Raw genomic sequence first — 23,793 nt, 5'->3', positions numbered from 1 at the left:
GCCATATTCGGCGCAGTCCAAACACGGACACCGAACGACCCGTCAGCAAACGGGCGGAGAGGAGTTCACCATGATCGAACTGCGTCCCTTTGACCGCCTGGGCGGCGCCGACCACGGCTGGCTCGACACCAAGCACCATTTCTCCTTCGCCGATTATTACGATCCGGACCGTATCCACTGGGGCAATCTGCGTGTGTGGAACGATGATGAGATCGCACCCGGCACCGGCTTTCCGCTCCATCCCCATCGCGACATGGAGATCATCACCTATGTGCGCGACGGGGCCATCACCCACCAGGACGACCACGGCAATCGCGGCCGCACGGAAGCGGGCGACGTGCAGGTGATGAGCGCCGGCACCGGCATCCGCCACTCCGAGTACAATCTGGAGAAGGGTCTCACCAAGATCTTCCAGATCTGGATCATCCCGGAGGAGCGCGGCGGTGCGCCCCGCTGGGCCGCCCAGCCCTTCCCCAAGGGCGAGCGCGCCGGCCGCTTCGTCACCCTGGCCAGCGGCCGCAAGGGCGATGAGGATGCGCTGATGATCCGCGCCGATGCGCGCCTCGTGGCCGCCACCCTCAAGGCCGGCGACAGCGCGACCTATGCGGCCGATCCGGGCCGCCACCTTTATCTCGTCACCGCCCGTGGCGCGGTGGAGGTGAACGGCGCGCGCGTCGGCGAGCGTGACGGCGCCGCCATCCGCGACGAAGCGCAGGTGACCGTGAAGGCCCTGGAAGACGCCGAGGTGATCCTGGTGGACGCCGCCTGAGCGGCTTCCACGATCATCCCCTGACATGCGAACAGGCCGCCCCGCTTCCCGCCGGGCGGCCTGTTTGCTGTTGGCCAAAAGGGTGCAGTGCTGCTCGATCAGTCGATAGGGGCGGCCTGCGCGAGATCGATGGGCTCCTCGGCCGGCTCGGGGATGCGCCCGTGCAGGGCGGCGTCGAGCATGTCCTTGTCCAGGTCGTTCTCCCAGCGGGCGACGACGATGGTGGCCACCGCATTGCCCGTGAAATTGGTGAGCGCCCGGCACTCCGACATGAAGCGGTCGATGCCCAGGATCAGCGCCATGCCCTCCACCGGCACCGACGGCACCACGGAAAGCGTCGCCGCCAGGGTGATGAAGCCGGCGCCCGTAATGCCCGCCGCGCCCTTGGAAGAGAGCATCGCCACCAGCAGCAGCAGGATCTGATCCCACAGCGACAGGTGAATGCCCACCGCCTGCGCGATGAACAGCGAAGCCAGCGTCATATAGATATTGGTGCCATCGAGATTGAACGAATAGCCGGTGGGAATGACGAGGCCCACCACCGGCTTGCCGCAGCCAGCCCGCTCCATCTTCTCCATGAGGCTCGGGAGCGCGGCTTCCGAGGAGGAGGTGCCGAGCACCAGCAGCAGCTCTTCCTTGATGTAGCGGATGAGCGCCAGGATGGAGAAGCCGTTATAGCGCGCCACCGCACCCAGCACGCCGAGCACGAAGATGAGGGAGGTGAGGTAGAAAGTGGCGATGAGCAGCGCCAGGCTCGCCACCGAGCCGATGCCATATTTGCCGATGGTGAAGGCCATGGCGCCGAACGCGCCGACCGGGGCCGCCTTCATCAGGATGGACACCAGCTTGAACATGGCCTGGGCGGCCGATTGCAGCACCTCCATCACCGGCTCGCCGCGCTCGCCCACGGCGCCGAGCGCGATGCCGAACAGCACCGAGAAGAACAGCACCTGGAGAATGTCGCCGGAGGCCAGCGCGCTCACGGGCGTCGCCGGGATGATCCCCATCAGGAAGCCGATGAGGCTCTGGTCGTGGGCCTTGGCGGCATAGTTCGCGACCGCCTTGTGGTCGAGGGTGGCGGGGTCGATGTGGAGGCCGGAACCGGGCTGGATCACATTGGCCACGATCAGGCCGATGATCAGCGCCAGGGTCGAGAAGGTGAGGAAGTAGAGCATGGCCTTGCCGGCCACGCGCCCGACCTTGCCCAGGTCGCGCATGCCGGCGATACCGGTGACCACGGTGAGGAAGATGACCGGCGCAATCACCATCTTCACCAGCTTGATGAAGGCATCGCCGAGCGGCTTCATGTCGGCGCCGAGGCTCGGATAGAAATGACCGAGCAGGATGCCCGCGCCGATGGCGACGAGCACCTGGACATACAAATGCTGATGCAGGCGACGCGGCGCCTGGGGCGCTGCCGCTGGGATGGGGGTGGCCATGAACGGTTTCCTCCGCCGGCCTCGTCGCGCCTCTTGGATCGGGCGGCGTCGAAACCGAATGGGTGACGCAACGCCTGCGCGCTCACCGCGCGGGCGCTCCCTTTCCGCAAGCGCTGTGCCACCCGTCCGGCCCCGCGCGGAAGCCGGCAAAGCATTGATAAATCGTTAATTTAGAGGGCACCCGCGCGGTCCCCTCGACAGATCGTGCGATCTGCCGCACAACTTCCTTCAAGATGCGTGCGAATTTTCGCACACATCGGCAAAGCTTCGAGCGAGGGAAGATGCCGGTTCGCTCGAAACCGCGTGACCGCAATGGACAGGAGCATCCGCCCGCTTCCCGGAGGCGGGAAACGCTCCGGAGCTGAAACCAGCCGTGTTCGAACCGCAAACCACGCCCGCGCCGACGCCAGAGGCCTCCTCCTGGGGGAACCGGCCGAGCATGCTGAAGCTGCTGGTGCTGGGCGCCCTGCTGCTGGCGCTGCTGGCGGGGCTCGACCGGCTGGCGGTCTATGCCGCCACGCGCTGGGCCCTGGCCAAGGTGGAGGCCGAAGCCGCCTTCGCCGCGGACCTGCGCGTGACCGCCCTGCGCAGTGAGATCGAGAAGCAGCGCACGCTGCCCGTGGTGCTCGCCCAGGATCCGGACGTACGCGACGCCCTCAGCCATGGCGATGCCACCGCCCTTACGGCCCTCGATGCCAAGTTCAAGACCCTGGCTCAGGCCACCCGCGCCGGCGTCATCTATCTGATGAACGATGCCGGGCTCTGCATTTCCGCCAGCAATGCGGGCACGCCGCTGAGCTTCGTGGGGTCCGACTACGCCTTCCGCCCCTATTTCCGGCTGGCCATGGCGGAGGGCGGGGCCGAGCATTTCGCCTTCGGCACGGTCAGCCTGCACCCCGGGCTTTATCTGTCGCGCCGGGTGGATGGGCCCGATGGACGCCCGCTGGGCGTGGTGGTGGTGAAGGACGAGTTCGACACCATCGAAAGCGACTGGCGGCGGCTGCCCGTGCCGACCCCCACCTTCGTCAGCGACGCCCACTCGGTCATCATCGTCACCAGCGAGCCGGGCTGGCGCTTCCGGACCACCGCAGCCATCGCGCCCGAGGAGAAAGAAAGCATCCGCGCCAGCCTGCAATTTGGTGACGCGCCGCTCCAACCTCTCTCCTTCGCCCCCGACGGCGCCGGCGTGGTGAGAGCGACGCTGCCGGGTGCCCGCGCGCCGCAAACCTTCCTGGAAGCGCAGGAGCAGGTGCCGACCACCCCCTGGACGCTGCACGTGCTCGCCCCCACCGCCCCGGCGGTGAACCTTGCCACCACGGCGGGCCGCGCCGTCGCATTGCTGGTGGGGGTGGTGGGGCTCGGGGCCGCCGGCCTACTGCTCTCCCGCCGCACCCGTCGACAGGTGGAAAAGGCGCGACAGACCGAAGCGCGGCGCGAGCTCGAAGAGCAGGTGGAGACCCGCACTGCGGAGCTGAAGACCGCCAATGCCCAGCTGAAAGCCGAAATGGCGGAGCGCCGCCGTGCCCGCATCTCGCTGGAGGTGCTCCAGGACGAGCTGGCGCAGGCCACCAAGCTCGCCATGCTGGGCCAGATCGCCGCCTCCATCGCCCATGAGGTGAACCAGCCCGTGGCCGCCATTCGCGTGTTCGCCGACAATGCCCGCGCCTTCCTCGATCGTGGTCAGACGGATGCCGCGGGGGAAAATCTGGGCACCATCGCCGCGCTCACCGATCGCATCGGCGCCATCACCCAGGAGCTGCGCGCCTTCGCCCGCAAGCCGGCGCGCGAGGTGGGGCCGGTGCCCCTCGCCCAGGCGGTGAAGGGGGTGCTCGGCCTCATGGGCTATCGCCTGCGCGAGCAGAACATCACGCTGGCCCTCGACATCCCCGAAACCCTGGTGGCGCGGGCCGATCGGGGCCGGCTGGAACAGGTGCTGGTCAATCTCATCCAGAACGCCATTGAAGCCCTGGCGGAGCGCGCGGATCGCAGGGTCAGCATCACCGCGGCCCCTGGGGAAGGCGCCATCACGCTCACCATCGCCGACAATGGCCCGGGGGTGCCGGAAGAAGTGATGGCCGCGCTGTTCATGCCGTTCACCACCACCAAGCCCCACGGCCTGGGGCTGGGCCTCGTCATCTGCCAGGACATTCTGCGGGAATTCGGCGGCACTCTCTCGGTGGAGAACGGCAACGGCGCCCGCTTCATCATCACCCTGCCGGAGGACCGCTGATGGATGTCGCCTTCATCGACGACGACGAGGCGCTCCGCGCCGCCAACGTGCAGGCCCTCATGCTGGCCGGCCTCAAGGTGAAGCCCTTCGCCTCGGCGGAAGCGGCCCTCGACGACCTGGACGAGGCCTTTCCCGGCGTGGTGGTGAGCGATGTGCGCATGCCGCGCATGGACGGGCTCACGCTGTTCCGCCACCTGAAGCGCATCGACGCAGATCTCCCGGTCATCCTCATCACCGGCCACGGTGACATTGCCATGGCGGTGGAGGCTATGCGCGAGGGGGCCTATGACTTCCTGGCCAAGCCCTACCCAATGGATCGCCTGCTCTCCGCCATCCGCCACGCGCTGGAAAAGCGCCGCCTGGTCCTGGAAAACCGCGAGCTGAAGCAGCGGGCCGAGGCGGCGAGCGAGGGCGAGCCGCTGATCGGTGTGGCCCCGGCCATGGAGCGGCTGCGCCAGATGCTGCGCCAGCTCGCGGACGCGGATGTGGACGTGCTGGTGGAGGGCGAGACCGGCTCCGGCAAGGAGGTGGTGGCCCACAGCCTGCATCGCTGGAGCCGCCGCGCCGCCCGCCCGCTGGTGGCGGTGAATTGCGGCGCCCTGCCGGAAAGCATGATCGAAAGCGAGCTGTTCGGCCACGAGGCCGGAGCCTTCACCGGCGCCGCCAAGAAGCGCGTGGGGCGCATCGAGCATGCGAGCGGCGGCACGCTGTTCCTGGACGAGATCGAGGCCATGTCCCCCGCCCTCCAGGTGAAACTGCTACGGGTGCTGGAGGCGCGGGAGGTGACGCCGCTCGGCACCAACGAGGTGCGGCGGGTGAACCTGCGGGTGGTCGCCGCCTCGAAGATCGATCTCATCGACCTGGTGCGGAAGGGCGAATTCCGCGAGGATCTCTATTACCGCCTGCATGTGGCGAGCCTGCGCATTCCGCCGCTGCGCGAGCGGCGCGAGGATGTGCCGCTCTTGTTCGGCCATTTCCTGACCCGCGCCGCCCGGCGCTTCGGGCGGGAGCCCCCGCCCCTGCTGGCCGGGGTGCGCCACCATCTGGAGACCCACCATTGGCCGGGCAATGTGCGCGAGCTGGCCCATTATGCCGAACGGGTCGCCCTCGGCCTCGCCGCCGCTGACAGCGGGCCGGCGGTGGAGACGCGGGGGGACGCCCCCTCCTTGCCCGAGCGGGTGGAGGCGTTCGAGGCGGCGGAAATCCGCTCCGCCCTTGCCGCCACGCGGGGCGATGTGCAGGCCGCCGTGCGCGCCCTCGGCATTCCGCGCAAGACCTTCTACGACAAGCTCCGCCGCCACGGCATCGACCAGGCCGGCTACCGACCCGGCAAATGAGGCAGACGAATCAGGGTGCCCGCGGCGCTTGCCCCGCAAGCTCCTCCCCCTCCGCCGGGAGTTTCGGCTCGGGCTCCACGTCGCCCTTGCGCTGGAGCCACAGCATCACCAGCCAGCACATGGCCGCCCACGCGGCGCCCAGCATCCAGCCGCCCAGCACATCGGTGGGCCAGTGCACCCCCAGATAGATACGGCTGATGCCGACGAGCACCGTCACCGCAGCCGCGACGGCCAGCATGAACACCTTCACCCGCGTGCGCGCCTGGGTGCGGGCCAGAAGCGCGCCCAGGGTGAGATAGACGATGGCCGAGAGCATGGCGTGGCCGCTGGGAAAGCTCTGGGTGTAGACGGCGGTGCCATGGGGCACCAGATCCGGCCGCGGCCGGTCGAAGCCCCACTTCATCACCTGCGACAGCGCCGTGCCGCCGGCCACCGACAGCGCCACCAGCAGCGCGGAATGACGCCGATGGGTCATGAGCAGGAACAGGAGAACGACGATGGTCAGCAGGGTGAGCACCCCGGTGCTGCCCAGCGCCGTGAAATCGCGCATCATCTCCTCGAACCAGGGCGGCCCCAGCGGATCGGAGAGATTCGCCGGGTCGCGCAGCGCCAGCAGGATGCCGCGATCCAGGCCGCCCGTCTCGTGGTCCATCACCTCGTCGGCCACTTTGACGAAGGCATAGAGCGCACAGGCGGCGAACGCCACGGTCGCGAGGGTCATCCGCTCCATCCGACTCACCGAGGCGAGCAGGCGGCCGATGACGGGCAGGCTTTCGATGCGGCGGCGGCCGCGGGTGATCAGCGATGTCATGACGGAAGGCTTGGCGCGACCGTCGCCCCGCGTCAATCCTAACCGTCTTAATCCCGTCACATGGAACCGTGCGGGCGGGATTCCCCCTTGCCGGCGCGGCGCCCGCCTGCCATCTCCCGGCCATGACCATTCCAGTCACGGGGCGGGTCGCGCCCATTGCCCTTTATATCGACGCCGACGCCTGCCCGGTGAAGGATGAGGCCTACAAGGTGGCCTGGCGCCACGGCATCCGGGTGCATGTGGTGGCGAACATGGCGCTGGCGGTGCCCTCGCACCCGCTGGTGGAACGGGTGGTGGTGCCCGCCGGGCCGGATGCGGCCGACGACTTCATTGCCGCCCGGGTGTCGCGGGGCGATGTGGTGGTCACCGCCGACGTGCCCCTGGCCGCGCGCTGTGTGAAGGCGGGGGCGGATGTGATCGCCCCTTCCGGCAAGCCCTTCACGGCCGATTCCATCGGCATGGCCCTGGCGACGCGCAATTTGATGGACGAGCTGCGCTCGGCCGGCACCGTCACCGGCGGCCCGAAGCCCTTCTCCGCCCGCGACCGCTCGACCTTTCTCTCCGCCCTCGACGTCGCCGTGGTCCGCCTGAAGCGGGCCGGCTTTGCGGTGGGCTAGGGCCCGCCCCGTCTTCACGGGCTCGGGGGATACTCCAGGGATTGGAGTTGACGCGTCTTCTTCACGCGAACCGCGTGTCCCCTGCGCCCGAAACCGCTCCAAGGCTCAGAAGCACTCTTCCTCCAGCTTCTTGAGATCGGCCAAAGCGGCCTCGTCATCGTACTCCTCGAACAGGTCCACCATGTAATAGACGTGGGAATGGAGCAGCAGCAGCTTGTCACAGGTGGCTGCCCCTCCCGCCTCCGCCGCTTCCAACCGCGACTTGAAGCGGGCCCAGAAGGCATTGGTGCGCGCGGGATCGTCGATGTATCGGGCAAGGTGGCCCAGCACCCGCGCCATGTTGCCGTCGAAATCGATGCCGCGGAAGGTGACGTAGCGGTCCGCATTGTCGAGCTCGTCGGGCAGCTCGGAGAAACGGGCGGCGGATGAATCCATGGCAGGGCCCCTTAGCAGTGAGGCGCGTCGACCGCGCAGGGGCAAAAGGTGCGGGGCCACGCAACGCCGCTCAACGATGCGGGAACGGCTCACGGCGTGCGTGCACGAACGGCATCAGGGCTGCACGAATGGCACGCCGTCCCATCCGGCTGGCCTTCGGCGTCACACGGCGAGCATGCGCCGCATGGTCTCCACCTTCGCCCGGCTCACCGGAACCTGCGTGCCCTGCTTGTCCGCGAGGATGAGGTGCCAGGCCCCATCGGTGCGCGCCGCGCCGCGCACATGGCGCATGTTCACCACATAGCGCCGATGCACGCGCAGGAAGGAGGCGGGGTCCAGCCGCCGTTCCAGATCCGCCAGGGAGCGCGGGCAGAAGGCGGAGAAGGAGACCGTGCGCGCCTCCGCATAATGGCCCTGGGCCACCAGGCACACCACCTCTCCCACATCGATAAGCGAGATCACCGCGCCCTTGCCCCGCATCAAGGGCAGCTTCATCAGCGGGCATAGGGCCTGGCCCGCCTCCCCCGCCACGGCCAGCGCTTCCATCTGCTCTTCCGCCGCTTCCGATTCGGCGCGGCCCATTGCGGGCGCATCGGTCAACGCATGGATCATCATGCAATAGCCCTCGACCGCGCCACCCCTGCCGTCGAGACGACTGACCTTCGCCACCAGACTGCCCATGGCGGTGGTCACCACCAGCGAGGCGGTGCCCTCCGGCCCACTCGACGCGCGAGAGATGAGCCAGCCCACCTTGTCGCGCGCCTCCTCCGGATGGAGATCCAGGATATTGGCGCCGAACAGGTCCGCCCCCGTCGGCGCCAGCAGGCGCAAAGCCACTGGATTCACCGAGCGGATGGCCAATTCCGCATCCAGCATCACCACCCCGACCGGGGTCCGGTTGAGGCGGTATTCGAACGAGGGGCCGGCCTGCTGCGGCCGCGCATCGTCCCTCCCCTTCGCCATCGCCCTGCCTCCCCCGGCGCCGCCGTCGCCCTTCGCGGGAGAGTTTAGGGCGGGGGCCGGCGCCGGCAATAGCGAATGCAAACCCGCGTCGCCCACAGGCGAGACCACGCCGGGTTTGCCACGATGAGGCCGCATGGATACGTTACGCGCCCTGAGCCGGAGCGCCGGCCCCCTGCACCTGCGGACCTTTGATGACCGACATTTTCCACGAGATCCAGGAAGACCTCCGCCGCGAGCGGATGCGCAAGCTCTGGGACCGCTACGGCATTGTCCTCATTGCCGCGGTCGTGCTCGCCATCGCCGGCGCGGCAGCCTGGAGCGGATACCAGTACTGGCGCCAGCAGAAGGCCATTGCCGCCAGCCTCGCCCTCGATGAAGCTGTGACGCTGAACGCCGCCGGCAAGGTCGCCGAGGCGGAGGCCGCCTTCCAGGAAATCGCCAAGACGGGGCCGGACGGCTATCGCGCCATTGCCCTCTTCCACGCAGCCAACGCCGCCGCCGCGCTCGACAAGGCCGCCGGCGTCGCCGCGTTTGATGCCATCGCAGCAGACGGGCGCCTGCCCGCTCTGGTGCGCGACATGGGGCAGCTGCGCGCAGGCCTCATCCTGCTGGACACCTCCGACCTCGCCGCCGTGAGGCAGCGCGTGGGCGACCTCGCCGCCGGCACCGGACCGCTGCGCAATCCGGCGCGCGAGATCCTGGCCCTGGCGCAGATGAAGGCCGGCGACATCGCCGCCGCCAACAAGACCGCCACAGAGATCACCGAGGATGCGGACGCCAATGCCGGCATCCGTTCCCGCGCGGAGCTCCTGCGCCGCATTACCGCTCCCGCCGCGACGGCCCCGGCCGCACCCGCGGCCACCCCCGACTCGCCTGCGCCGTCCGTTGCCGGCGAGCCTGCCGCGGACGCCCCGAAGGCGCCTTCGGCTCCCGTCGAGGCCCCGGCCGCTCCGGCCCCCGAAAAGTAAGGATGCGCTCCATGGGACATGCCCCTCGCCTCCTGCGCACGCTGCGCGTCGCCATCGGGCTCTCGCTCGCTCTGGCGGCGGCCGGCTGCGAAAGCCTCGAGAAGTTCAACCCCTTCGAGGAACACAAGAAGCCGATTCCCGGCGAGCGCCACGCGGTGTTCCCGGAAGGCGTGCCAGGCGTCGACTATTCGACCGGGCCCGGGCAGCCCAGCAATGCCAACGCTGTCCTCGACGCGCCGGCCACACCCCCCACCCCCGGGGTCGGCCCGTCGCGCTGACGCGCGACGACGGCCAGCCTCATTCACCTCTTCTTCGGGCGGCAAGTCGATCCCCGCCGCGTCGATCCCAGCCGAGCCGATTCCATGAGCTTCACCCTGGCCATTGTCGGCCGGCCCAATGTGGGCAAGTCCACCCTCTTCAACCGCCTCGTGGGCAAGAAGCTCGCGCTGGTGGACGACCGCCCCGGCGTCACGCGTGACCGCCGCGAGGGCGACGGCCGGCTTGGCGACCTTACCTTCCGCATCGTCGATACGGCCGGCCTCGAGGAGGCGGACGCGGCGAGCCTTGAGGGCCGCATGCGCGCCCAGACCGAGGCTGCCATCGGCGATGCTGACGCGCTCTTGTTCCTCATCGACGCGCGCGTGGGCCTGACGCCCACCGACCGGGCCTTCGCGGCCTTCGTACGCCGCTCCGGCAAGCCCACCATTCTCGTGGCCAACAAGAGCGAGGGGCGTGGCGGCGAAGCGGGGACCATGGAGGCCTTCGCTTTGGGTCTGGGCACGCCCGTGCCCTTCTCGGCCGAGCATGGCGAGGGACTTTCGGACCTCTACGACGCCATCTGCGACGCCCTGCCCGAACAGACCAGCCCCGAAGCGCTGGAGGAGGAAGAGGCCCAAGAGACCGAAGAGGGCGATGACGCGCCCAAGCGGCCCATCAAGGTGGCCGTTCTGGGCCGCCCCAATGCTGGCAAGAGCACGCTCATCAACCGCCTGCTGGGGGAGGACCGCCTGCTCACCGGCCCCGAGGCCGGCATCACCCGCGACTCAATCGCGGTGGAGGTGGATTTCCGCGGCACCAAGCTTGAGGTGTTCGACACCGCCGGCCTGCGCAAGCGCGCGCGCATCGAGGACAAGCTGGAGAAGCTCTCCGCAGCCGATGCCCTGCGCGCCATGAAGTTCGCCGAGGTGGTGGTGGTGCTCATCGACGCCACCCATCCCTTCGAGGAGCAGGATCTGCGCATCGCGGACCTGGTCGCTCGCGAGGGGCGCGCCGTGGTGATCGGCTACAACAAGTCGGACCTGATCGCCCGCGGCGGCCTCGCCACCCGCCTGCGCGAGGAGGCGGACCACCTGCTGCCGCAGATCAAGGGCGTGCCCATCGTGCCCCTCTCGGGCCTGACGGGCCATGGCCTCGACAAGCTGGTGGAGGCCATCGCCAAGGCCCACAAGGTGTGGAACAAGCGCGTGGCCACCAACCCGCTCAACCGCCTGCTCCAGCAGGCGGTGGACAACCACCCGCCGCCGGCGGTCTCGGGGCGGCGCGTGAAGCTGCGCTATATCACCCAGCCCAAGGCCCGGCCCCCGTCCTTCGTGCTGTTCTGCTCGCGGGCGGATGCGCTGCCGGAAAGCTATGTGCGCTACCTCACCAATGCCCTGCGCGAGGCATTCGACCTGCCCGGCGTCCCCATCCGCCTGACCTTGCGCCAGAAGGACAATCCTTACGCCGAATGACGCGGTTCCGCTGCCATCGGGCAACGGCGCTCGACGCGCAGCGCAGGCGGTGCCTGCCGGGCTGATGCACCGGCGGCCCGTTCCCGGTCCGCGGCACGCCGGAGAGCCCTTGCTGCGGCACCGGGGATCGCCGATCCGGCAAAGCCGCACGGGCGGGCTGCCTCACCATAATGACGCAGACCGCTTCCACCACTCCGGCAGGTGACGGTGGGCAGCCCATGCCAGCCGGCGTCGCATCGCCGCTCTCAGCAGCAAGGCAACCGATGCCAAAGTGCGATGCGCCTGGCTTATGGGACGAGGGCTGCGGTCCGGCTGAGACGACGAAACGCGCCGGCTCGGCATTTGCGACGGGTTTTTCCAGGATACCGGCGCCCAGGATACCGGCGCCCACGTCCTTGGAACCGCTTGCGACGATATACGCAATGCCTCGCCGGCTAGGCGAGTGCTCCGCGCCGGTGTATGGCGCCGACGTCAATCACAAACGGGGCCGGCCACGCGGGATAGCCCCACTCGGCTGGTGCAATATCGATAAACGGGAAATCGGATATCAGGGTGATCCAACAGATCGCGCTGATATCCGGCGGCGCCGGCAGGGGCGTGAATGTTGCGGTCGCCTAGGAAACTCCGGTGCCACCCGCACCCCGCCCCGGATCGCAAACGACCAGCCCGCGGCGCCGGTTGGAAGGCCGTCCATCCGCCATCCTGAAACGGCAATCGGCTCCCTCGCCGCAGTCAAAGGGGCGAGGGGCCAGGCAAGCCGGGAATGGCCCTCGATGCATGCTCGACGCCGTTTCGTTTCCACGAAACGGGGCAGACACACGCCGGCATGAGGCGTCACTCGACGCCTCCGCTAGACGGCCGCGCTCAATCCTTCAGGCTGGCTTCCATGGCCTCGCCGAGGCCCTTGAAGGAAACGGGCAGGATGATCGGGTTACGCGAGCCATTTTCGAAGGTGAGATCACCCTGCCCCGAACTCGCCTTCAGGGCGGCGATATTCTCCTGGGTCAGCTCCACGCTCGCCACGCAATATTGGCCGCAGCGCTTGTAGGTCAGCGCGATGTCCGGCACACCACCCACCTTGAGGGTGACATTCGCGGGCAACCAGACGCCGGGCGGCGTCAGGACGATCAGGCGAACCGGACCCTGGTGCTGCGCACGCACGGCCACATGGGCCAGGACGCCCTTGAGATCGGTCGTCTGAAGGGTCTGCACCGCCTCGCACTCCTTCGGCGAGACGTCCTTCTTGCAGCGCACGATCCAGTCGCCATGGGTCGAGCGGGTCTCGCTCGCCGACGGCGGGGTGGCGGGCGTGGCATTTTCTGCATGTGCGGCCACGCCCTGGAGCATCAGCGCGCCACCCAGAGCCAGCACGGACACCAGCGCTTTGCCGGCGAACAAGCGCGCAGCGCGTCCGCCCGCTGCCTTGGCGATCCGGGAGGCCCGCTTGGGCAGGAAGTCCTTGCGCGACATGCTGATCATAGCGTTCCCCGACGTTTGGCAGTGCCCTGCCCCAGCTGCTTGCGCCGGAATATCCGAATCGCGGCTGGTTCGGCAACTCCTATCCCGACGGCAATAGGGGGCGCCTCCATCCGGACGCGCCCCCCAAGGCCACCTTTTCACTCCGCCTGCAGCCGGAAGGCCAGATCAGAGGTTGTTGATGCTGGCCGCGACGCCCACGGCGCTGATGGCCGGAGACACGGCGACACGGAACAGTTCCAGGAACTTCTGCATCTCCACGCTCGGCGCGTTGGAGAGATAGACGATGTCCCGGTCCCGCAACACGAAGCTGTCCGCCAGGAAGAAGCCGGAAGTCGCCTGGAAATTGAACTGGTAGACCACCGGCACATAGGGCGTGTCCGCCGGCTGATCGGGCGTGAGCTGGTTGATGACCCGCTTCGGCTCATAGCGCAGCACGAACACGCCCCGCACGTCCGCACGCGTATCCTGAAGTCCGCCATTACGAGCCAGGGCATTCGCGAGGGTCAGCTGCTCCGGAGGCAGCGGCGCCTCGGTGGTGCGGCCGGCGGCGCCCATGACGAGATAGATGCGCGGCTTCACCGAAATGTTGATGAAATCGCCGCCCTTGAGCTTCACGTCCGAGGTCGGCTGGTTGATCAGCGCCTGCAGACGCACGGAGCGCGTCGTACCGTTCCGGGTCAGCTCCACGATGACGTCGCTGGGCGCGACCGTGGGCCCGCCGGCCCGCGTCACGAGCTGCAGCAGGGTTTCGCCGGCGGCGGTGACGTCAAACTCGCCGGGCGCCTTCACTGCGCCGGCAATGATGACCTTGTTGGCCGAGTTACCGACGAGGCGGACGATCACCTGCGGCTGGATGATGCGGCTCTTCAGCTCTTCCTCAAGCTTCAGCTGCACCTGCCGGGTGGTCAAGCCGGACACGTGCACGGCGCCCACCAGAGGGAAGCTGATGGTGCCCTGGCTGTCCACCGACATATCGGGCAGGGTCACGAGAGCGGCCGACTGGCCACCCGCGGTCTGCGAATTGATACCCGAGAACACGCCGCCGGATGCCGGCTCCATCACCGTAATGGCCAGCGTGTCGCCGGGGCCCAGCACCGGCCCGCCGGCCTTGCGGTCGCTGCGGAAGAAGCCGTTGGTGCTCATGCTGTCGTCGGGATTGCGCAGCAGAACGCGGCTGACCGCCACATCCACCGGCACGAGGCGGAACGGGAAATCTCCCGGATTCTCGCTCTCCTGCTGGATCTCGCTCGCCATGGGGCCGCTACGCGGCGTCTCGCAGCCAGCAAGGCCCAGCGCGGCACCCATGGCCAGGGCCAGAAGCGCGTGCGCGGGCTTGAGCGTCTCACCAAGAGCGAGCCGGCAGCTGCGGAGCCAATTCAATACCATTCCCCCTGGCCTTCTTGCTGACTGCAATGACCACCGATGCGTCGCCCCCTGGACGATGCCCTCGGCGCCGACGCGCCTGAGGGGCCTGTCCGGATGACGCCCCCTCACACCTCACTGCCTGACACCGGCCGCGCCAGACACCACTCGGGATGCGGACGACGACCGCAGCGCGCCAAACCGCGACAGCCACGATTGCCTTTAACATGCCCGCGTTGCGGCGCAAACGCGGCGAAGCCACGCGACACCTGAACACGAAGCGCCACACCGGAGCGCAGACGCCACCCCAGTGACGAGACATTATGCGAGTCAAAAGCGAAGACGCACCTGCAAAATGATGCGCGACAGCGCCCTTACGGCCCCAAATGTGCAATCCATCGCCAACCGTGTCTTCACGGCAACAACTTCAATCCTATACCAATCAAACAGTTTCCGCTGAGACAGCACCGTAACGTCGCGCCAGAAAGCGCAGAACTTCATAACCATACGTTAAGGTAAAAATATATTCATGATCTTCTGAATAAAGCCTCCAGTACATCTCCCCACAAAACCACCCCGCCCCATCTCATCTCCGCGCCCACGCCGATTCCCCGCACGACGCCGCCGAGGACACCCCAAAACGCAACGACCGCGCGGCTTGGGTGCCGCGCGGTCGTCATGAAAACCGTCCGATCCAGGAAGACGCAGGCTTCAGCCGTGCGGATGCGCTGTGTCGGCCAGGAAATGCTCCAGCCAGTGGATGTCGTATTTGCCCTCTGCGATGTCCCGGGTCCGCACCAGGGTCCGGAACAGCGGGAGCGTGGTGTCGATACCGTCCACCACGAACTCATCCAGCGCCCGGCGCAGGCGGCGCAGGCATTCGTCGCGATTCTGGCCGTGCACGATCAGCTTGCCCACCAGGCTGTCATAGGTGGGGGGGATCACGTAGCCCTGATAGGCATTGGAATCCACGCGCACGCCGAGACCACCCGGCACATGATAATGCGTGATCTTGCCCGGCGAGGGGCGGAACGTGGTGGGGTGCTCTGCATTCACGCGGCACTCGATGGCATGGCCGTTGATGACCACATCCTCCTGGGCGAGGCTCATGGGCTCGCCGGCGGCCACGCGGATCTGCTCGTTGATGAGATCGATGCCGGTCACCATCTCCGTCACCGGATGTTCCACCTGGATGCGGGTGTTCATCTCGATGAAGTAAAAGCTGCCGTTCTCATACAGGAACTCGATCGTGCCGACGCCGAGATATTGCAGCTCACGCATCGCGTTGGCGCAGGTCTCGCCGATCTGCTGACGCTGGGCGGCGGTGATCACCGGCGAGGGCGCCTCCTCCCACACCTTCTGGTGGCGGCGCTGCAGCGAGCAGTCACGCTCGCCCAGGTGGATTGCCTTGCCCCGGCCGTCACCCAGCACCTGCACCTCAATGTGGCGCGGCGTGGAGAGGTACTTCTCGAGATAGACCGCGTCGTCGCCGAAGGCTGCCTTGGCCTCGATGCGGGCGGTGGAGAGGGCCTGCGACAGGTCCTCCTTGGCGTGCGCAACCTTCATGCCGCGCCCGCCGCCGCCGGCCGCGGCCTTCACCAGCACCGGAAAGCCGATCTCGGCGGCCACGCGATGGGCCTCCTCGTCGTCGCGGATGCCGCCCTCGGAGCCCGGCACCACGGGGATGCCCAGGGCCTGCGCGGTCTTCTTGGCCTCGATCTTGTCGCCCATGATGCGGATGTGCTCCGCCTTGGGGCCGATGAAGCCGATATTGTGATCCGCCAGGATCTCCGCGAACCGCGCATTCTCCGCCAGGAAGCCGTAGCCGGGGTGCACGGCGTCCGCGCCGGTGATCTCGCAGGCGGCCAGGATGGAGGGAATGTTCAGGTAGCTGTCGCGCGCCGGGGGCGGGCCAATGCACACGCTCTCGTCCGCGAGGCGCACATGCATGGCGTCGGCATCCGCGGTGGAATGCACCGCCACCGTGGCAATGTCGAGCTCCTTGCAGGCGCGCAGGATGCGCAGCGCGATCTCGCCGCGATTGGCGATGAGGATTTTCTTGAACATCTGGCCTGCCCTCAGAGCATTTTCGAGCGGGGTGGGTTCCCCTCATTCGGGAAGGACACGCCACCTCCAGGACCGGGAGCGCTTCCGGGGCCCGCAGAGGACCTGGAGCGCCTCACGCGCAGCGCGCCACCAGTGAACAGGCGGCGCGCCGATCTGCCGAATTACTCGATGATGAGCAGCGGCTCGCCGTATTCCACCGGCTGCGCGTTGCCCACCAGAACGCGGGTCACCGTGCCGGAGCGGGGCGCGGGGATGGCGTTCATGGTCTTCATCGCCTCGACGATGAGCACCGTCTGGCCCTCCTTCACGCTGGCGCCCACCTCGACGAAGGCGGGGGCGCCGGGCTCCGGAGACAGGTAGGCCGTGCCCACCATGGGCGAGGTCACCGCGCCGGGATGCTTGGACAGATCGGCAGGGGCATCGGCGGTGGCCACGGGCGCTGCCACCGCGGCGGCAGCGGCGGGCGCGGCGGCGGCCATCGGGGCGGCGGCGATCACCGGCGCCGGAGCGCGCACCACGCGGACCCGCAGGCCCTCATGCTCCACCTCGATCTCGGTCAAGTCGCTGTCCGACAGGAGCTTGGCGATATCCTTGACGAGGTCGGTATCGATCTGAGGTTTGGTAGGCTTCATCATCATCCTGCTCTTGCCGGCAGCGCGCCCGCTTTCGCCGGGCGGCGCGCCATCATATCGTCACGGAAGGCGCGCCAGCGCCTGGATGCCAAGCACGTAGCTCTGCGGGCCGAAGCCGCAGATCACGCCGCGCGCCACCGGCGACAAATAGGAATGGTGGCGGAACGGCTCACGCGCGAACACGTTGGACAGGTGCACCTCGATGGTGGGCACCCCCACCGCCGCCACCGCGTCCCGAATGGCCACGGAGGTGTGCGTATAGGCCGCCGCGTTCAGCACGATCCCCTTCGCGCCGCGCGCGGCTTGGATCAGGTCCACGAGCGTGCCTTCCGAATTGGTCTGCTGGAACACGATCTCAAGACCATGCAGCGCCGCCTCGGCGCGGCACAGCCCCTCCACATCGGCCAGGGTCGCGGCACCATAGATGCCGGGCTCGCGCGTGCCGAGGAGGTTGAGGTTAGGCCCGTTCAAGACGTGGATAATATTCGACATCAAACAGACATCTGCCGCCGGCGCCCCATGGCCGGGTCGGGCGCACTTATAGGGGTGGTCACGGCGCAAGGAAAGAGGCCGCTCGCCCCGCCCCGCGCCGCGCCCATCCGGTTTACGCACATCCGGGTTGCATCAGCCCGGATGCGCGGAAAGCGATCAGTTCGCCTTGGCCGGCGCCTTTTCCTTGGCGCGGGTGTCCGCGATGGCGGCCTTGAGCTTGTCGAAGCCCACCGCGCCCACCACCACCTGGTCACCCACCACATAAGAGGGCGTGCCGTTGAGCGAGAGCGCCTCGGCCAGCTTCATGCTCTCATCCAGCGTGGCGTTGAGCTCCGGCGAGGAGGCCTGCTTCTGCAGGAGATCGGGATCGATGCCCACGGACTTGGCGGCGGCCAGGGCCTTGGCCCGGTCGGCCTGGCCACGGCCGTTCAGCAGCGCCTGATGGAAGGCCATGTACTTGTCGGGCGCCACCATGCGCACCGCCACCGCCACCTGCGCGGCTTCCACCGAGCCCGGGCCAAGCACCGGGAACTCGCGCAGCACCACGCGCAGGTTCGGATCCTCCTTGATCAGGTTCTGAAGGTCGGCCAGCGCATGCTTGCAGTAGCCGCAGTTGTAGTCGAAGAACTCCACCAGGGTCACGTCGCCCTTGGGGTTGCCCACCACCACGCCACGCGGGCTTTCCATCAGCAGCGGCTTCACGGAAGCCAGCGCCTTGCCGCGCTCCTGGGCCTCGGCGGCGTTGTGGCGCGTCTCCAGCACCATGATGGCCTCCTGGAGCACCTCCGGATTCTGCAGGAGGTATTCCCGGATGACAGGGCCGAGCTCCTTCTTCTCCTCGTCGGTGAAGGCGGAAGCGGGGCTGGAGGCCAAGGCGGCCGCCAGCGCCAGCGGAATGAGGCCGGCGCTGAGGCCGAGGCGCGAGAACATGCGAATCTCCATCGCGTGAGGAAAGGGTCGTCTACTGCCGGCCGCCTGGGCCGCCTTTGTCGGCGCCCTCGGGAGGCTTGAAGCTCACGAGGTCGTCGGCCTTCAGCCAGCCCGGGGTGCCCTTGGGAAAGCGCTCCCGCGCGCGGGCGGCGAGCTCGCGGCCGGTCTTGAAGTCTCCGGAAGCGAAATAGCCGTTCGCCGCCGCAAGGTCGGCATTGGCAAGGTCGCCCTTGCGGCCATAGGCGATGGCGAGTGAACGCCACGCCCCGGCCGAATTGGGATCGCGCACCGTCGCCTGGATCAGCTCGCGGATGGCCTCGTCGGGGTTGGTCTTGCTGCCCGACTGCACCATGGCCTGGCCGAGCATGGCGCGGATGAGCGGCGCGCCGTTGGTCATGGCCACCGCCTTGCGCAGGGGCGCGACCGATTCGGCGGCGCGCCCGCTCTCCAGCAGGGCCTGACCCTTCAGCTCGTAGAAATAGGGATTATTGGGCTGCTTGGCGATGAGCGCGTCGATCTGCGCCACCGCCCGGTCCACATTGCCGAACCGATAGGCCGAGATCGCGCGGGCATATTGCGCCGCCAGCGAGTTGTCCGAGATGGGATATTGCCGGTTCACCGCCTCCGGCCGCTCGGTGAAGGCGATGAGCTTGGCGCGCATCAGGTCATGGCGCGCCTGCAGCTCCGGCGAGTCCTTGGCATTGTAATAGGGGCTGGACTTGGCCAGCTGCTCCAGCGCCGCGATACGCTCGCGCGCCATGGGATGGCTCAACAGGTAGGGGTCCACCCGCTGGCTGATGAAAAGCTGGTCGTTCTGGAAGCGCTCGAACGTCTCCAGCATGCCCTTGGACGACTGGTGGGTGGCATCCAGATACTTCACCGCCGATCGGTCGGCGGCCTGCTCCTCGCTGCGCTGGTAGGAAAGGAGCGAGCGGCGAATCATTTCCTGCGGAGCGCTCATGCCGGCTGCGGCGGCGCTGCCCAGGTTGCTGCCGCCCATGCCGCTCGCCGCCCCCGCGGCCACGCCCGCGCCGGCCAGCAGCATGGCCACAATGGCCATGGTCTGTGCCCCCGCGAGCTGCTGGCGCATGCGGGCGAGATGGCCGCCGGCGATATGGCCGGTCTCGTGCGCCAGCACGCCGATGATCTGGTTCGGCGTCTTGGAATCGATGAGCGCGCCGGTATTGACGAAGATGCGCTTGCCGTCGGCCACAAAGGCGTTGAACGAGCGCTGGTTGATGAGCACCACTTCCACATTCTGCTGCGACAGGCCCGCCACCTTAAGAATCGGCCGGGTGTAGTCGCGCAGCAGCGCCTCGATCTCGGTGTCGCGGATGGTGGACATCCGCCCCTGCGCGCTCTCCTGGGCGGAAGCGCCGTGGAAAGGCAGGGCCGCCACCGCGAGACCCGCCAGCATCCGCCCGGCGCGCGACGCGGCCCGGCGCAGAAGGGAGGAAGATGTTGGTTCGCCCATGAGCCCTGACGCTTGCCTCGTCGTTTCGCACCGCCCGCGGCGCCTCCCTGGAGGCGATGCGCGCCGTCATTCCTCACCGCACCACAGGCGTGCCCCGCCGGAAGCCGCCCCGTCGGAAGCCGCCTTGGTGACCGGCCTGCCGGAGGATTACCTTACGACATGCCGGACGACCCGCGGTTCTCGCTCCCCTTGGCGCGCTTCACGGCAGGCGTTAGGAAGCGGGCGGACAGTGGCGCCCCGCGCCGGCCGGGTCAACGGACCCGTTTTCACATTGGGGCGACCTTTTTCTCAAGGACCGCGAGAATGCGGCGGCAGCACGGCAGGCCCCGCGCCCGAATGCCGAAGGACCTTCATCCATGACCCTTTCGTCTCCCCGCGCCAGCTCGGGCGTGCAGCCTTCCCGCCGCAGCGCCGTCGCCCCCTTCATCGTGATGGATGTGATGGAGCATGCCGCGCGCATCGAGGCCGCCGGGGGGCGGGTGATGCACCTGGAGGTGGGCCAGCCGGCCGCGCCCGCGCCGCTGGTGGCCCGGCAGGCCGCCGCCGCCGCGCTGGAGGCCGGCCAGGTGGCCTACACGGCTGCGTTGGGCATTCCCGCGCTGCGCACCCGCATCGCCCGCCACTACGAGGAGGTGCACAAGGTCGCCCTCGACCCCGAGCGGGTGGTGGTGACGAATGGCTCATCGGGCGGCTTCATCCTGGCCTTCCTGGCCTTGTTCGAGGCCGGCGACCGCGTGGCCATCGCCGCTCCGGGCTATCCGCCCTATCGCCACGTGCTCTCGGCGCTGGGCTGCGAGCCCGTGCTGATCGAGACCCGCGCCGAGGACCGCCACGCTTTCACCCCCGAGCGGCTGATGGAGGCCCATCGCAAGGCGCCGCTCAAGGGCGTTCTGGTGGCGAGCCCCGGCAACCCCACCGGCACCATGATGGACCGGACCGCCTTGACCGCACTCTATGAATGCGCGCGGGAACTCGGCATCGCCTTCGTTTCCGACGAGATCTATCACGGGCTCGATTATGCCTTTCCGGCGGTGAGCGCGGTGGAGATCGCGGAGGATGTCACCGTCATCAATTCCTTCTCCAAATATTTCTGCATGACCGGCTGGCGCGTGGGCTGGATGGTGGTGCCGCCCGGCCTCTCGCGCACCATGGAGCGGCTGCAGCAGAACCTGTCCATTTCCGTGCCCACCCTCTCGCAGATCGCCGCCGCCGCCGCATTCGAGGGGCGCGAGGAGATGGACAAGGTGAAGGCCGGCTATGTGGAGAACCGGCGCATCCTCACCGAGGGACTGCCGAAGGTGGGGCTTTCCCACTTCCTGCCCGCCGACGGCGCCTTCTACCTTTATGCGGACGTGTCGGCCTTCACCGGCGATTCGGCCGCCTTCGCCACCCGCATGCTCGACGCCGTGCACGTGGCCACCACGCCGGGGGTGGACTTCGACCCCTTCCGGGGCAAGCAGTTCCTGCGCCTCTCCTATGCCGGATCGGCCGACGACATGCGCGAGGCGGTGGCGCGCATCGGCACCTTCCTCAAGGGAGAGTGAGCGGGAAATTCCCCCCGTGCGGGCCGCTGCGCCATACAGTCGCGCCATTTCCTGCTAATCTGGCCGTCATGAGCCGATTGAACGACCAGATCGTGGAAATCACTCCGGAGGTGCTGCTGAAGGCCTATGCCTGCGGCATCTTCCCCATGGCCGAGAGCGCCGACGATCCCGGCCTTTACTGGATCGAGCCCGAGCGGCGCGGCATCATCCCGCTCGACGACTTCCGCATCTCCTCGCGGCTCGCGCGCACGGTGCGGTCCGACAAGTTCGAGGTGCGGGTGGATTCGGACTTCGAGGGCGTCATCGACGGCTGCGCCGAGCCCCAGGAGGGCCGCGAGAAGACCTGGATCAACACCCGCATCCGCAGCCTCTATGGCGAGCTGTTCGCGCGCGGCCGCTGCCACACGGTGGAGGCCTGGCGCGACGGGCGCCTGGTGGGTGGGCTTTATGGGGTGCGGCTGGGCGGTGCCTTCTTCGGTGAAAGCATGTTCCACCGCGAGCGCGACGCCTCCAAGGTGGCGCTGGTGCACCTGGTGGGGCGGCTGATCGCCGGCGGCTTCCGCCTGCTCGACACCCAGTTCGTCACCAGCCACCTGAAGACCTTCGGCGCCACCGAGGTCTCGCGGCGCCAATATCACCGCCTGCTGGATCTGGCGCTGGCGGTGGAAGGGGACTTCTACTGCTGGCCCGCCGGGGCCGCGGTGACGGGCGCCGGGGCCTTGCAGCCGATCAGCCACACGTCATAGACGGGGTGTTCCACACCGTGCAGGCCGGGGCTGGACGCAAACATCCACCCGGTGAAGATGCGCTTGGCCTCGCCCTTCAGCGTCACCTCGTTCACCTCGGTGAAGGACGTGGTGTTCTGCGTCTCGTTCGCCGGGCGCGTGTAGCACACCCGCGGCGTCACCTGGAGTGCGCCGAACTGGGCCGTTTCGCCCATGGCCACATCGAAGGTGGTGGTGCGGCCGGTGATTTTGTCGAGGCCTGCATAGACCGCATAGCCATTGGGAATCTTCACCGCCGGCGGCTGAACCACCACGCCTTCCACATCACCCGGCACAGCTGGCGCGGCTGTGGCCGGCGCCGCCGCCGTAGTGGCGCGGCCGGGGGCGGCTGGAGCGGATGAGGACGGCTCCGGCCGATAGGGGGCGGGCTCGTAGGGCGAGGGCTGGTAGGGCGCGGGCGGCGAGACCCGGCGCGGCTCCGGCGCAGTGGGGGCGCCATAGCCCGTGGGCGGCGGCACGTTCGACTGTTCGATTCCCGAACGCTGGAGCTGCGCCGCGGCGGGCGAGAGGCATACCGCCTGCGCCGCCGCCGCGAGGGCGAGCCACGCCAGGCCCTGGGACATCCGCATCATGCTACAGGCGCACCGGTCTAGTATCTGGAACCCACGTGCTTCCGTCGCGCGGACCCACGCCGGGCCGCCGGAAGCACCCTATGGCGAGACGGGTGCGCCATGCGGCGCCTCCGAACCGAGTTGAGCTTCGTGACAGGCCGATTAGCACTGACAATGCGGCTTGAACAGGGCGTAGGCGAATGCAAGGGCTGCCTCCGCCCCGCGCCATGCCCGCGCGACGTGGACCAGCCGGGGAATTGGAGCGGAAGAAAAGCGCCCCCGGTTGGCGGGTCCGGCGGCACCACCGCGCCCGTCGGGATCGCGCTGCGCCCTCCACGAGCCCGAGCCCCTGCGCGAAAGGAGAGAACCCCGGCAGCAGATGGGTGCACCCGCCCCTTTCACGCCGCTCCCGGCGCGAAAGAAGAGAGCACTTCCAAGGGAAGTTGGCTCCGTTGCGCGTGAAAGAAGAGCATAGGAGCAACCGGATAGGCTGCCCCGAAGGTTCCATTAGGCACCTGCAGTGACCTGCGGCCGAGCCCCAACCGTGCTGATTCCCGCCCGCGCGGCGGGGCGAAGCCTCAGCCCTGCAGCCGCAACAAAAATGGCGCGCCCGTTCGAGCGCGCCACATGCCCGGCGTCTGGCCGGCGGGAACGAAATCCACCCTCCCCTTCCCCGGCATCCGGAACGGACCCGAGGAGGGACCAGGTGCAGCCCTCACTCGCCGGGGGCCCAGGCCTTGTAATCGCCGGTGACCGCCGGACGCGGACCGGTGGCGAGCACGGAGCCCTTGGGATGATAGGCGTCCGGCGTACCCGTGGGGTTCGCGCGGTGCTCCTTCTGCCACTCGCGGGGCGTGTAGGTTTCCTGCGAGGGGGGCGTATCGACGCGGTGGTGGATCCAGCCCCACCAGCCGGGAGGAATGCTGGAGGCTTCCGCATAGCCCGGATAGATCACCCAGCGCCGCTCAAAGCCGAGGGTCGGGTCAACCACGCCACCCTTGGTGCGATAGTAGCGATTGCCGAACTCGTCCTTCCCGACGAACTCGCCGTAGCGCTTGGTCCACAACCAAGTGCCCACGGTCTGCTTTTGCCACCAGGTGAAGATGTAGAGCAGGAGAGTCTTCACGGCCCACGCCTCGTTCCGAAACCGGGGCGGAACATGCCACCTGGCCCGCGCC

At 68.2% G+C, this 23,793-nt stretch carries 22 protein-coding genes; 9 read left to right on the top strand and 13 right to left on the bottom strand.

Annotated features, from left to right (window positions below; translation table 11 throughout):
- The first annotated feature begins 70 nt into the window (after nucleotides 1-70).
- Nucleotides 71-769 (top strand): pirin family protein, encoded by a 699-nt coding sequence (locus V5F26_RS10760; protein WP_234052025.1) that lies wholly within the window; start codon nucleotides 71-73, stop codon nucleotides 767-769.
- Between the two features lie 98 nt (nucleotides 770-867).
- Here V5F26_RS10760 and V5F26_RS10755 read toward each other — a convergent pair whose 3' ends face one another.
- Nucleotides 868-2,208 carry a dicarboxylate/amino acid:cation symporter gene (locus tag V5F26_RS10755; protein ID WP_394945907.1) on the bottom strand — a complete coding sequence of 447 codons (1,341 nt, stop codon included), beginning with the start codon at nucleotides 2,206-2,208 and terminating at the stop codon, nucleotides 868-870.
- A 373-nt stretch (nucleotides 2,209-2,581) separates the two neighbouring features.
- On the opposite strand from V5F26_RS10755, the gene V5F26_RS10750 reads away from it, so the two are divergent.
- On the top strand, nucleotides 2,582-4,438 hold the full coding sequence (locus V5F26_RS10750) for a sensor histidine kinase (protein WP_394945905.1): 1,857 nt from the start codon (nucleotides 2,582-2,584) through the stop codon (nucleotides 4,436-4,438).
- Nucleotides 4,438-5,775 carry a sigma-54-dependent transcriptional regulator gene (locus tag V5F26_RS10745; RefSeq protein ID WP_234052028.1) on the top strand — a complete coding sequence of 446 codons (1,338 nt, stop codon included), beginning with the start codon at nucleotides 4,438-4,440 and terminating at the stop codon, nucleotides 5,773-5,775. The genes V5F26_RS10750 and V5F26_RS10745 overlap by 1 nt, the downstream gene beginning before the upstream one ends.
- A 10-nt stretch (nucleotides 5,776-5,785) precedes the next feature.
- Here V5F26_RS10745 and V5F26_RS10740 read toward each other — a convergent pair whose 3' ends face one another.
- A complete protein-coding gene (locus tag V5F26_RS10740) occupies nucleotides 5,786-6,586 on the bottom strand; it encodes a phosphatase PAP2 family protein (protein WP_234052029.1) in 801 nt (266 codons plus the stop codon).
- Nucleotides 6,587-6,708: 122 nt separating this feature from the next.
- Between V5F26_RS10740 and V5F26_RS10735 the strand changes: the two genes are divergently transcribed.
- The gene (locus V5F26_RS10735) at nucleotides 6,709-7,203 is read left to right on the top strand and encodes a YaiI/YqxD family protein (protein WP_394057503.1); all 495 of its coding nucleotides are present in this window, start codon (nucleotides 6,709-6,711) and stop codon (nucleotides 7,201-7,203) included.
- A 105-nt stretch (nucleotides 7,204-7,308) separates the two neighbouring features.
- Here the strand turns inward: V5F26_RS10735 and cowN are convergent, their stop codons facing one another.
- Complete coding sequence (cowN, locus tag V5F26_RS10730) at nucleotides 7,309-7,638, bottom strand: N(2)-fixation sustaining protein CowN (RefSeq protein ID WP_394945904.1); 330 nt, start codon at nucleotides 7,636-7,638, stop codon at nucleotides 7,309-7,311.
- A 162-nt stretch (nucleotides 7,639-7,800) separates the two neighbouring features.
- The gene (locus tag V5F26_RS10725) at nucleotides 7,801-8,601 is read right to left on the bottom strand and encodes a LytTR family transcriptional regulator DNA-binding domain-containing protein (RefSeq protein ID WP_394945903.1); all 801 of its coding nucleotides are present in this window, start codon (nucleotides 8,599-8,601) and stop codon (nucleotides 7,801-7,803) included.
- A 191-nt stretch (nucleotides 8,602-8,792) separates the two neighbouring features.
- Between V5F26_RS10725 and V5F26_RS10720 the strand changes: the two genes are divergently transcribed.
- The 3 genes from V5F26_RS10720 to der all read left to right on the top strand — a co-directional run bounded on the left by V5F26_RS10720 (nucleotide 8,793) and on the right by der (nucleotide 11,299).
- Nucleotides 8,793-9,569 (top strand): tetratricopeptide repeat protein, encoded by a 777-nt coding sequence (locus tag V5F26_RS10720; protein ID WP_394945902.1) that lies wholly within the window; start codon nucleotides 8,793-8,795, stop codon nucleotides 9,567-9,569.
- Nucleotides 9,570-9,580: 11 nt separating this feature from the next.
- A complete protein-coding gene (locus V5F26_RS10715; protein WP_234052034.1) occupies nucleotides 9,581-9,847 on the top strand; it encodes a hypothetical protein in 267 nt (88 codons plus the stop codon).
- Nucleotides 9,848-9,931: 84 nt separating this feature from the next.
- Entirely contained in the window at nucleotides 9,932-11,299 is a 1,368-nt protein-coding gene (der, locus tag V5F26_RS10710; protein WP_394945901.1) for a ribosome biogenesis GTPase Der, read from the top strand.
- A gap of 864 nt (nucleotides 11,300-12,163) precedes the next feature.
- Here the strand turns inward: der and V5F26_RS10705 are convergent.
- The 7 genes from V5F26_RS10705 to V5F26_RS10675 form a co-directional block, all read right to left on the bottom strand.
- Nucleotides 12,164-12,778, bottom strand: a complete 615-nt coding sequence (locus V5F26_RS10705; RefSeq protein WP_394057498.1) for an invasion associated locus B family protein — start codon at nucleotides 12,776-12,778, stop codon at nucleotides 12,164-12,166.
- A 165-nt stretch (nucleotides 12,779-12,943) separates the two neighbouring features.
- The gene (locus tag V5F26_RS10700; protein WP_394057497.1) at nucleotides 12,944-14,164 is read right to left on the bottom strand and encodes a polysaccharide biosynthesis/export family protein; all 1,221 of its coding nucleotides are present in this window, start codon (nucleotides 14,162-14,164) and stop codon (nucleotides 12,944-12,946) included.
- A gap of 687 nt (nucleotides 14,165-14,851) precedes the next feature.
- Complete coding sequence (gene accC, locus V5F26_RS10695; protein WP_234052038.1) at nucleotides 14,852-16,207, bottom strand: acetyl-CoA carboxylase biotin carboxylase subunit; 1,356 nt, start codon at nucleotides 16,205-16,207, stop codon at nucleotides 14,852-14,854.
- Between the two features lie 161 nt (nucleotides 16,208-16,368).
- Nucleotides 16,369-16,839, bottom strand: coding sequence for an acetyl-CoA carboxylase biotin carboxyl carrier protein (gene accB / locus V5F26_RS10690; RefSeq protein ID WP_234052215.1), 471 nt, complete (start codon nucleotides 16,837-16,839; stop codon nucleotides 16,369-16,371).
- A 60-nt stretch (nucleotides 16,840-16,899) separates the two neighbouring features.
- The gene (aroQ, locus tag V5F26_RS10685) at nucleotides 16,900-17,331 is read right to left on the bottom strand and encodes a type II 3-dehydroquinate dehydratase (protein ID WP_234052039.1); all 432 of its coding nucleotides are present in this window, start codon (nucleotides 17,329-17,331) and stop codon (nucleotides 16,900-16,902) included.
- 156 nt (nucleotides 17,332-17,487) lie between these two features.
- Nucleotides 17,488-18,261, bottom strand: a complete 774-nt coding sequence (locus tag V5F26_RS10680; protein ID WP_234052040.1) for a DsbA family protein — start codon at nucleotides 18,259-18,261, stop codon at nucleotides 17,488-17,490.
- Between the two features lie 31 nt (nucleotides 18,262-18,292).
- The gene (locus V5F26_RS10675) at nucleotides 18,293-19,735 is read right to left on the bottom strand and encodes a M48 family metalloprotease (RefSeq protein WP_234052041.1); all 1,443 of its coding nucleotides are present in this window, start codon (nucleotides 19,733-19,735) and stop codon (nucleotides 18,293-18,295) included.
- Between the two features lie 356 nt (nucleotides 19,736-20,091).
- On the opposite strand from V5F26_RS10675, the gene V5F26_RS10670 reads away from it, so the two are divergent.
- Both V5F26_RS10670 and aat read left to right on the top strand, forming a co-directional pair.
- Nucleotides 20,092-21,279 (top strand): pyridoxal phosphate-dependent aminotransferase, encoded by a 1,188-nt coding sequence (locus V5F26_RS10670; RefSeq protein ID WP_394057494.1) that lies wholly within the window; start codon nucleotides 20,092-20,094, stop codon nucleotides 21,277-21,279.
- A gap of 68 nt (nucleotides 21,280-21,347) precedes the next feature.
- Nucleotides 21,348-22,025 (top strand): leucyl/phenylalanyl-tRNA--protein transferase, encoded by a 678-nt coding sequence (aat, locus tag V5F26_RS10665; RefSeq protein WP_394057493.1) that lies wholly within the window; start codon nucleotides 21,348-21,350, stop codon nucleotides 22,023-22,025.
- On the opposite strand, the gene V5F26_RS10660 is transcribed toward aat, so the two are convergent.
- Nucleotides 21,956-22,627: a DUF2155 domain-containing protein gene (locus V5F26_RS10660; RefSeq protein WP_370641829.1), complete on the bottom strand. Its 672-nt coding sequence runs from the start codon at nucleotides 22,625-22,627 to the stop codon at nucleotides 21,956-21,958. The genes aat and V5F26_RS10660 overlap by 70 nt on opposite strands.
- A 703-nt stretch (nucleotides 22,628-23,330) precedes the next feature.
- Nucleotides 23,331-23,741 (bottom strand): NADH:ubiquinone oxidoreductase subunit NDUFA12, encoded by a 411-nt coding sequence (locus tag V5F26_RS10655; RefSeq protein ID WP_394057492.1) that lies wholly within the window; start codon nucleotides 23,739-23,741, stop codon nucleotides 23,331-23,333.
- Between the last annotated feature and the right edge of the window lie 52 nt (nucleotides 23,742-23,793).

Origin of the sequence: Xanthobacter variabilis, from assembly GCF_043831965.2 — a bacterium.
GTDB lineage: Bacteria > Pseudomonadota > Alphaproteobacteria > Rhizobiales > Xanthobacteraceae > Xanthobacter.
This window is presented reverse-complemented; position numbering and strand designations above follow the sequence as displayed.

What these genes read in the sequence shown, in the direction of transcription:
- V5F26_RS10705 (WP_394057498.1), bottom strand. Translation starts at nt 12,778, where the DNA reads ATGATCAGCATGTCGCGCAAGGACTTCCTGCCCAAGCGGGCCTCCCGG.
- V5F26_RS10680 (WP_234052040.1), bottom strand. Translation starts at nt 18,261, where the DNA reads ATGTTCTCGCGCCTCGGCCTCAGCGCCGGCCTCATTCCGCTGGCGCTG.
- aat (WP_394057493.1), top strand. Translation starts at nt 21,348, where the DNA reads ATGAGCCGATTGAACGACCAGATCGTGGAAATCACTCCGGAGGTGCTG.
- V5F26_RS10715 (WP_234052034.1), top strand. Translation starts at nt 9,581, where the DNA reads ATGGGACATGCCCCTCGCCTCCTGCGCACGCTGCGCGTCGCCATCGGG.
- cowN (WP_394945904.1), bottom strand. Translation starts at nt 7,638, where the DNA reads ATGGATTCATCCGCCGCCCGTTTCTCCGAGCTGCCCGACGAGCTCGAC.
- V5F26_RS10675 (WP_234052041.1), bottom strand. Translation starts at nt 19,735, where the DNA reads ATGGGCGAACCAACATCTTCCTCCCTTCTGCGCCGGGCCGCGTCGCGC.
- der (WP_394945901.1), top strand. Translation starts at nt 9,932, where the DNA reads ATGAGCTTCACCCTGGCCATTGTCGGCCGGCCCAATGTGGGCAAGTCC.
- V5F26_RS10720 (WP_394945902.1), top strand. Translation starts at nt 8,793, where the DNA reads ATGACCGACATTTTCCACGAGATCCAGGAAGACCTCCGCCGCGAGCGG.
- V5F26_RS10735 (WP_394057503.1), top strand. Translation starts at nt 6,709, where the DNA reads ATGACCATTCCAGTCACGGGGCGGGTCGCGCCCATTGCCCTTTATATC.
- V5F26_RS10740 (WP_234052029.1), bottom strand. Translation starts at nt 6,586, where the DNA reads ATGACATCGCTGATCACCCGCGGCCGCCGCCGCATCGAAAGCCTGCCC.
- V5F26_RS10670 (WP_394057494.1), top strand. Translation starts at nt 20,092, where the DNA reads ATGACCCTTTCGTCTCCCCGCGCCAGCTCGGGCGTGCAGCCTTCCCGC.
- V5F26_RS10660 (WP_370641829.1), bottom strand. Translation starts at nt 22,627, where the DNA reads ATGTCCCAGGGCCTGGCGTGGCTCGCCCTCGCGGCGGCGGCGCAGGCG.
- V5F26_RS10725 (WP_394945903.1), bottom strand. Translation starts at nt 8,601, where the DNA reads ATGGCGAAGGGGAGGGACGATGCGCGGCCGCAGCAGGCCGGCCCCTCG.
- V5F26_RS10745 (WP_234052028.1), top strand. Translation starts at nt 4,438, where the DNA reads ATGGATGTCGCCTTCATCGACGACGACGAGGCGCTCCGCGCCGCCAAC.
- V5F26_RS10700 (WP_394057497.1), bottom strand. Translation starts at nt 14,164, where the DNA reads ATGGTATTGAATTGGCTCCGCAGCTGCCGGCTCGCTCTTGGTGAGACG.
- accC (WP_234052038.1), bottom strand. Translation starts at nt 16,207, where the DNA reads ATGTTCAAGAAAATCCTCATCGCCAATCGCGGCGAGATCGCGCTGCGC.
- aroQ (WP_234052039.1), bottom strand. Translation starts at nt 17,331, where the DNA reads ATGTCGAATATTATCCACGTCTTGAACGGGCCTAACCTCAACCTCCTC.
- V5F26_RS10755 (WP_394945907.1), bottom strand. Translation starts at nt 2,208, where the DNA reads ATGGCCACCCCCATCCCAGCGGCAGCGCCCCAGGCGCCGCGTCGCCTG.
- V5F26_RS10760 (WP_234052025.1), top strand. Translation starts at nt 71, where the DNA reads ATGATCGAACTGCGTCCCTTTGACCGCCTGGGCGGCGCCGACCACGGC.
- accB (WP_234052215.1), bottom strand. Translation starts at nt 16,839, where the DNA reads ATGAAGCCTACCAAACCTCAGATCGATACCGACCTCGTCAAGGATATC.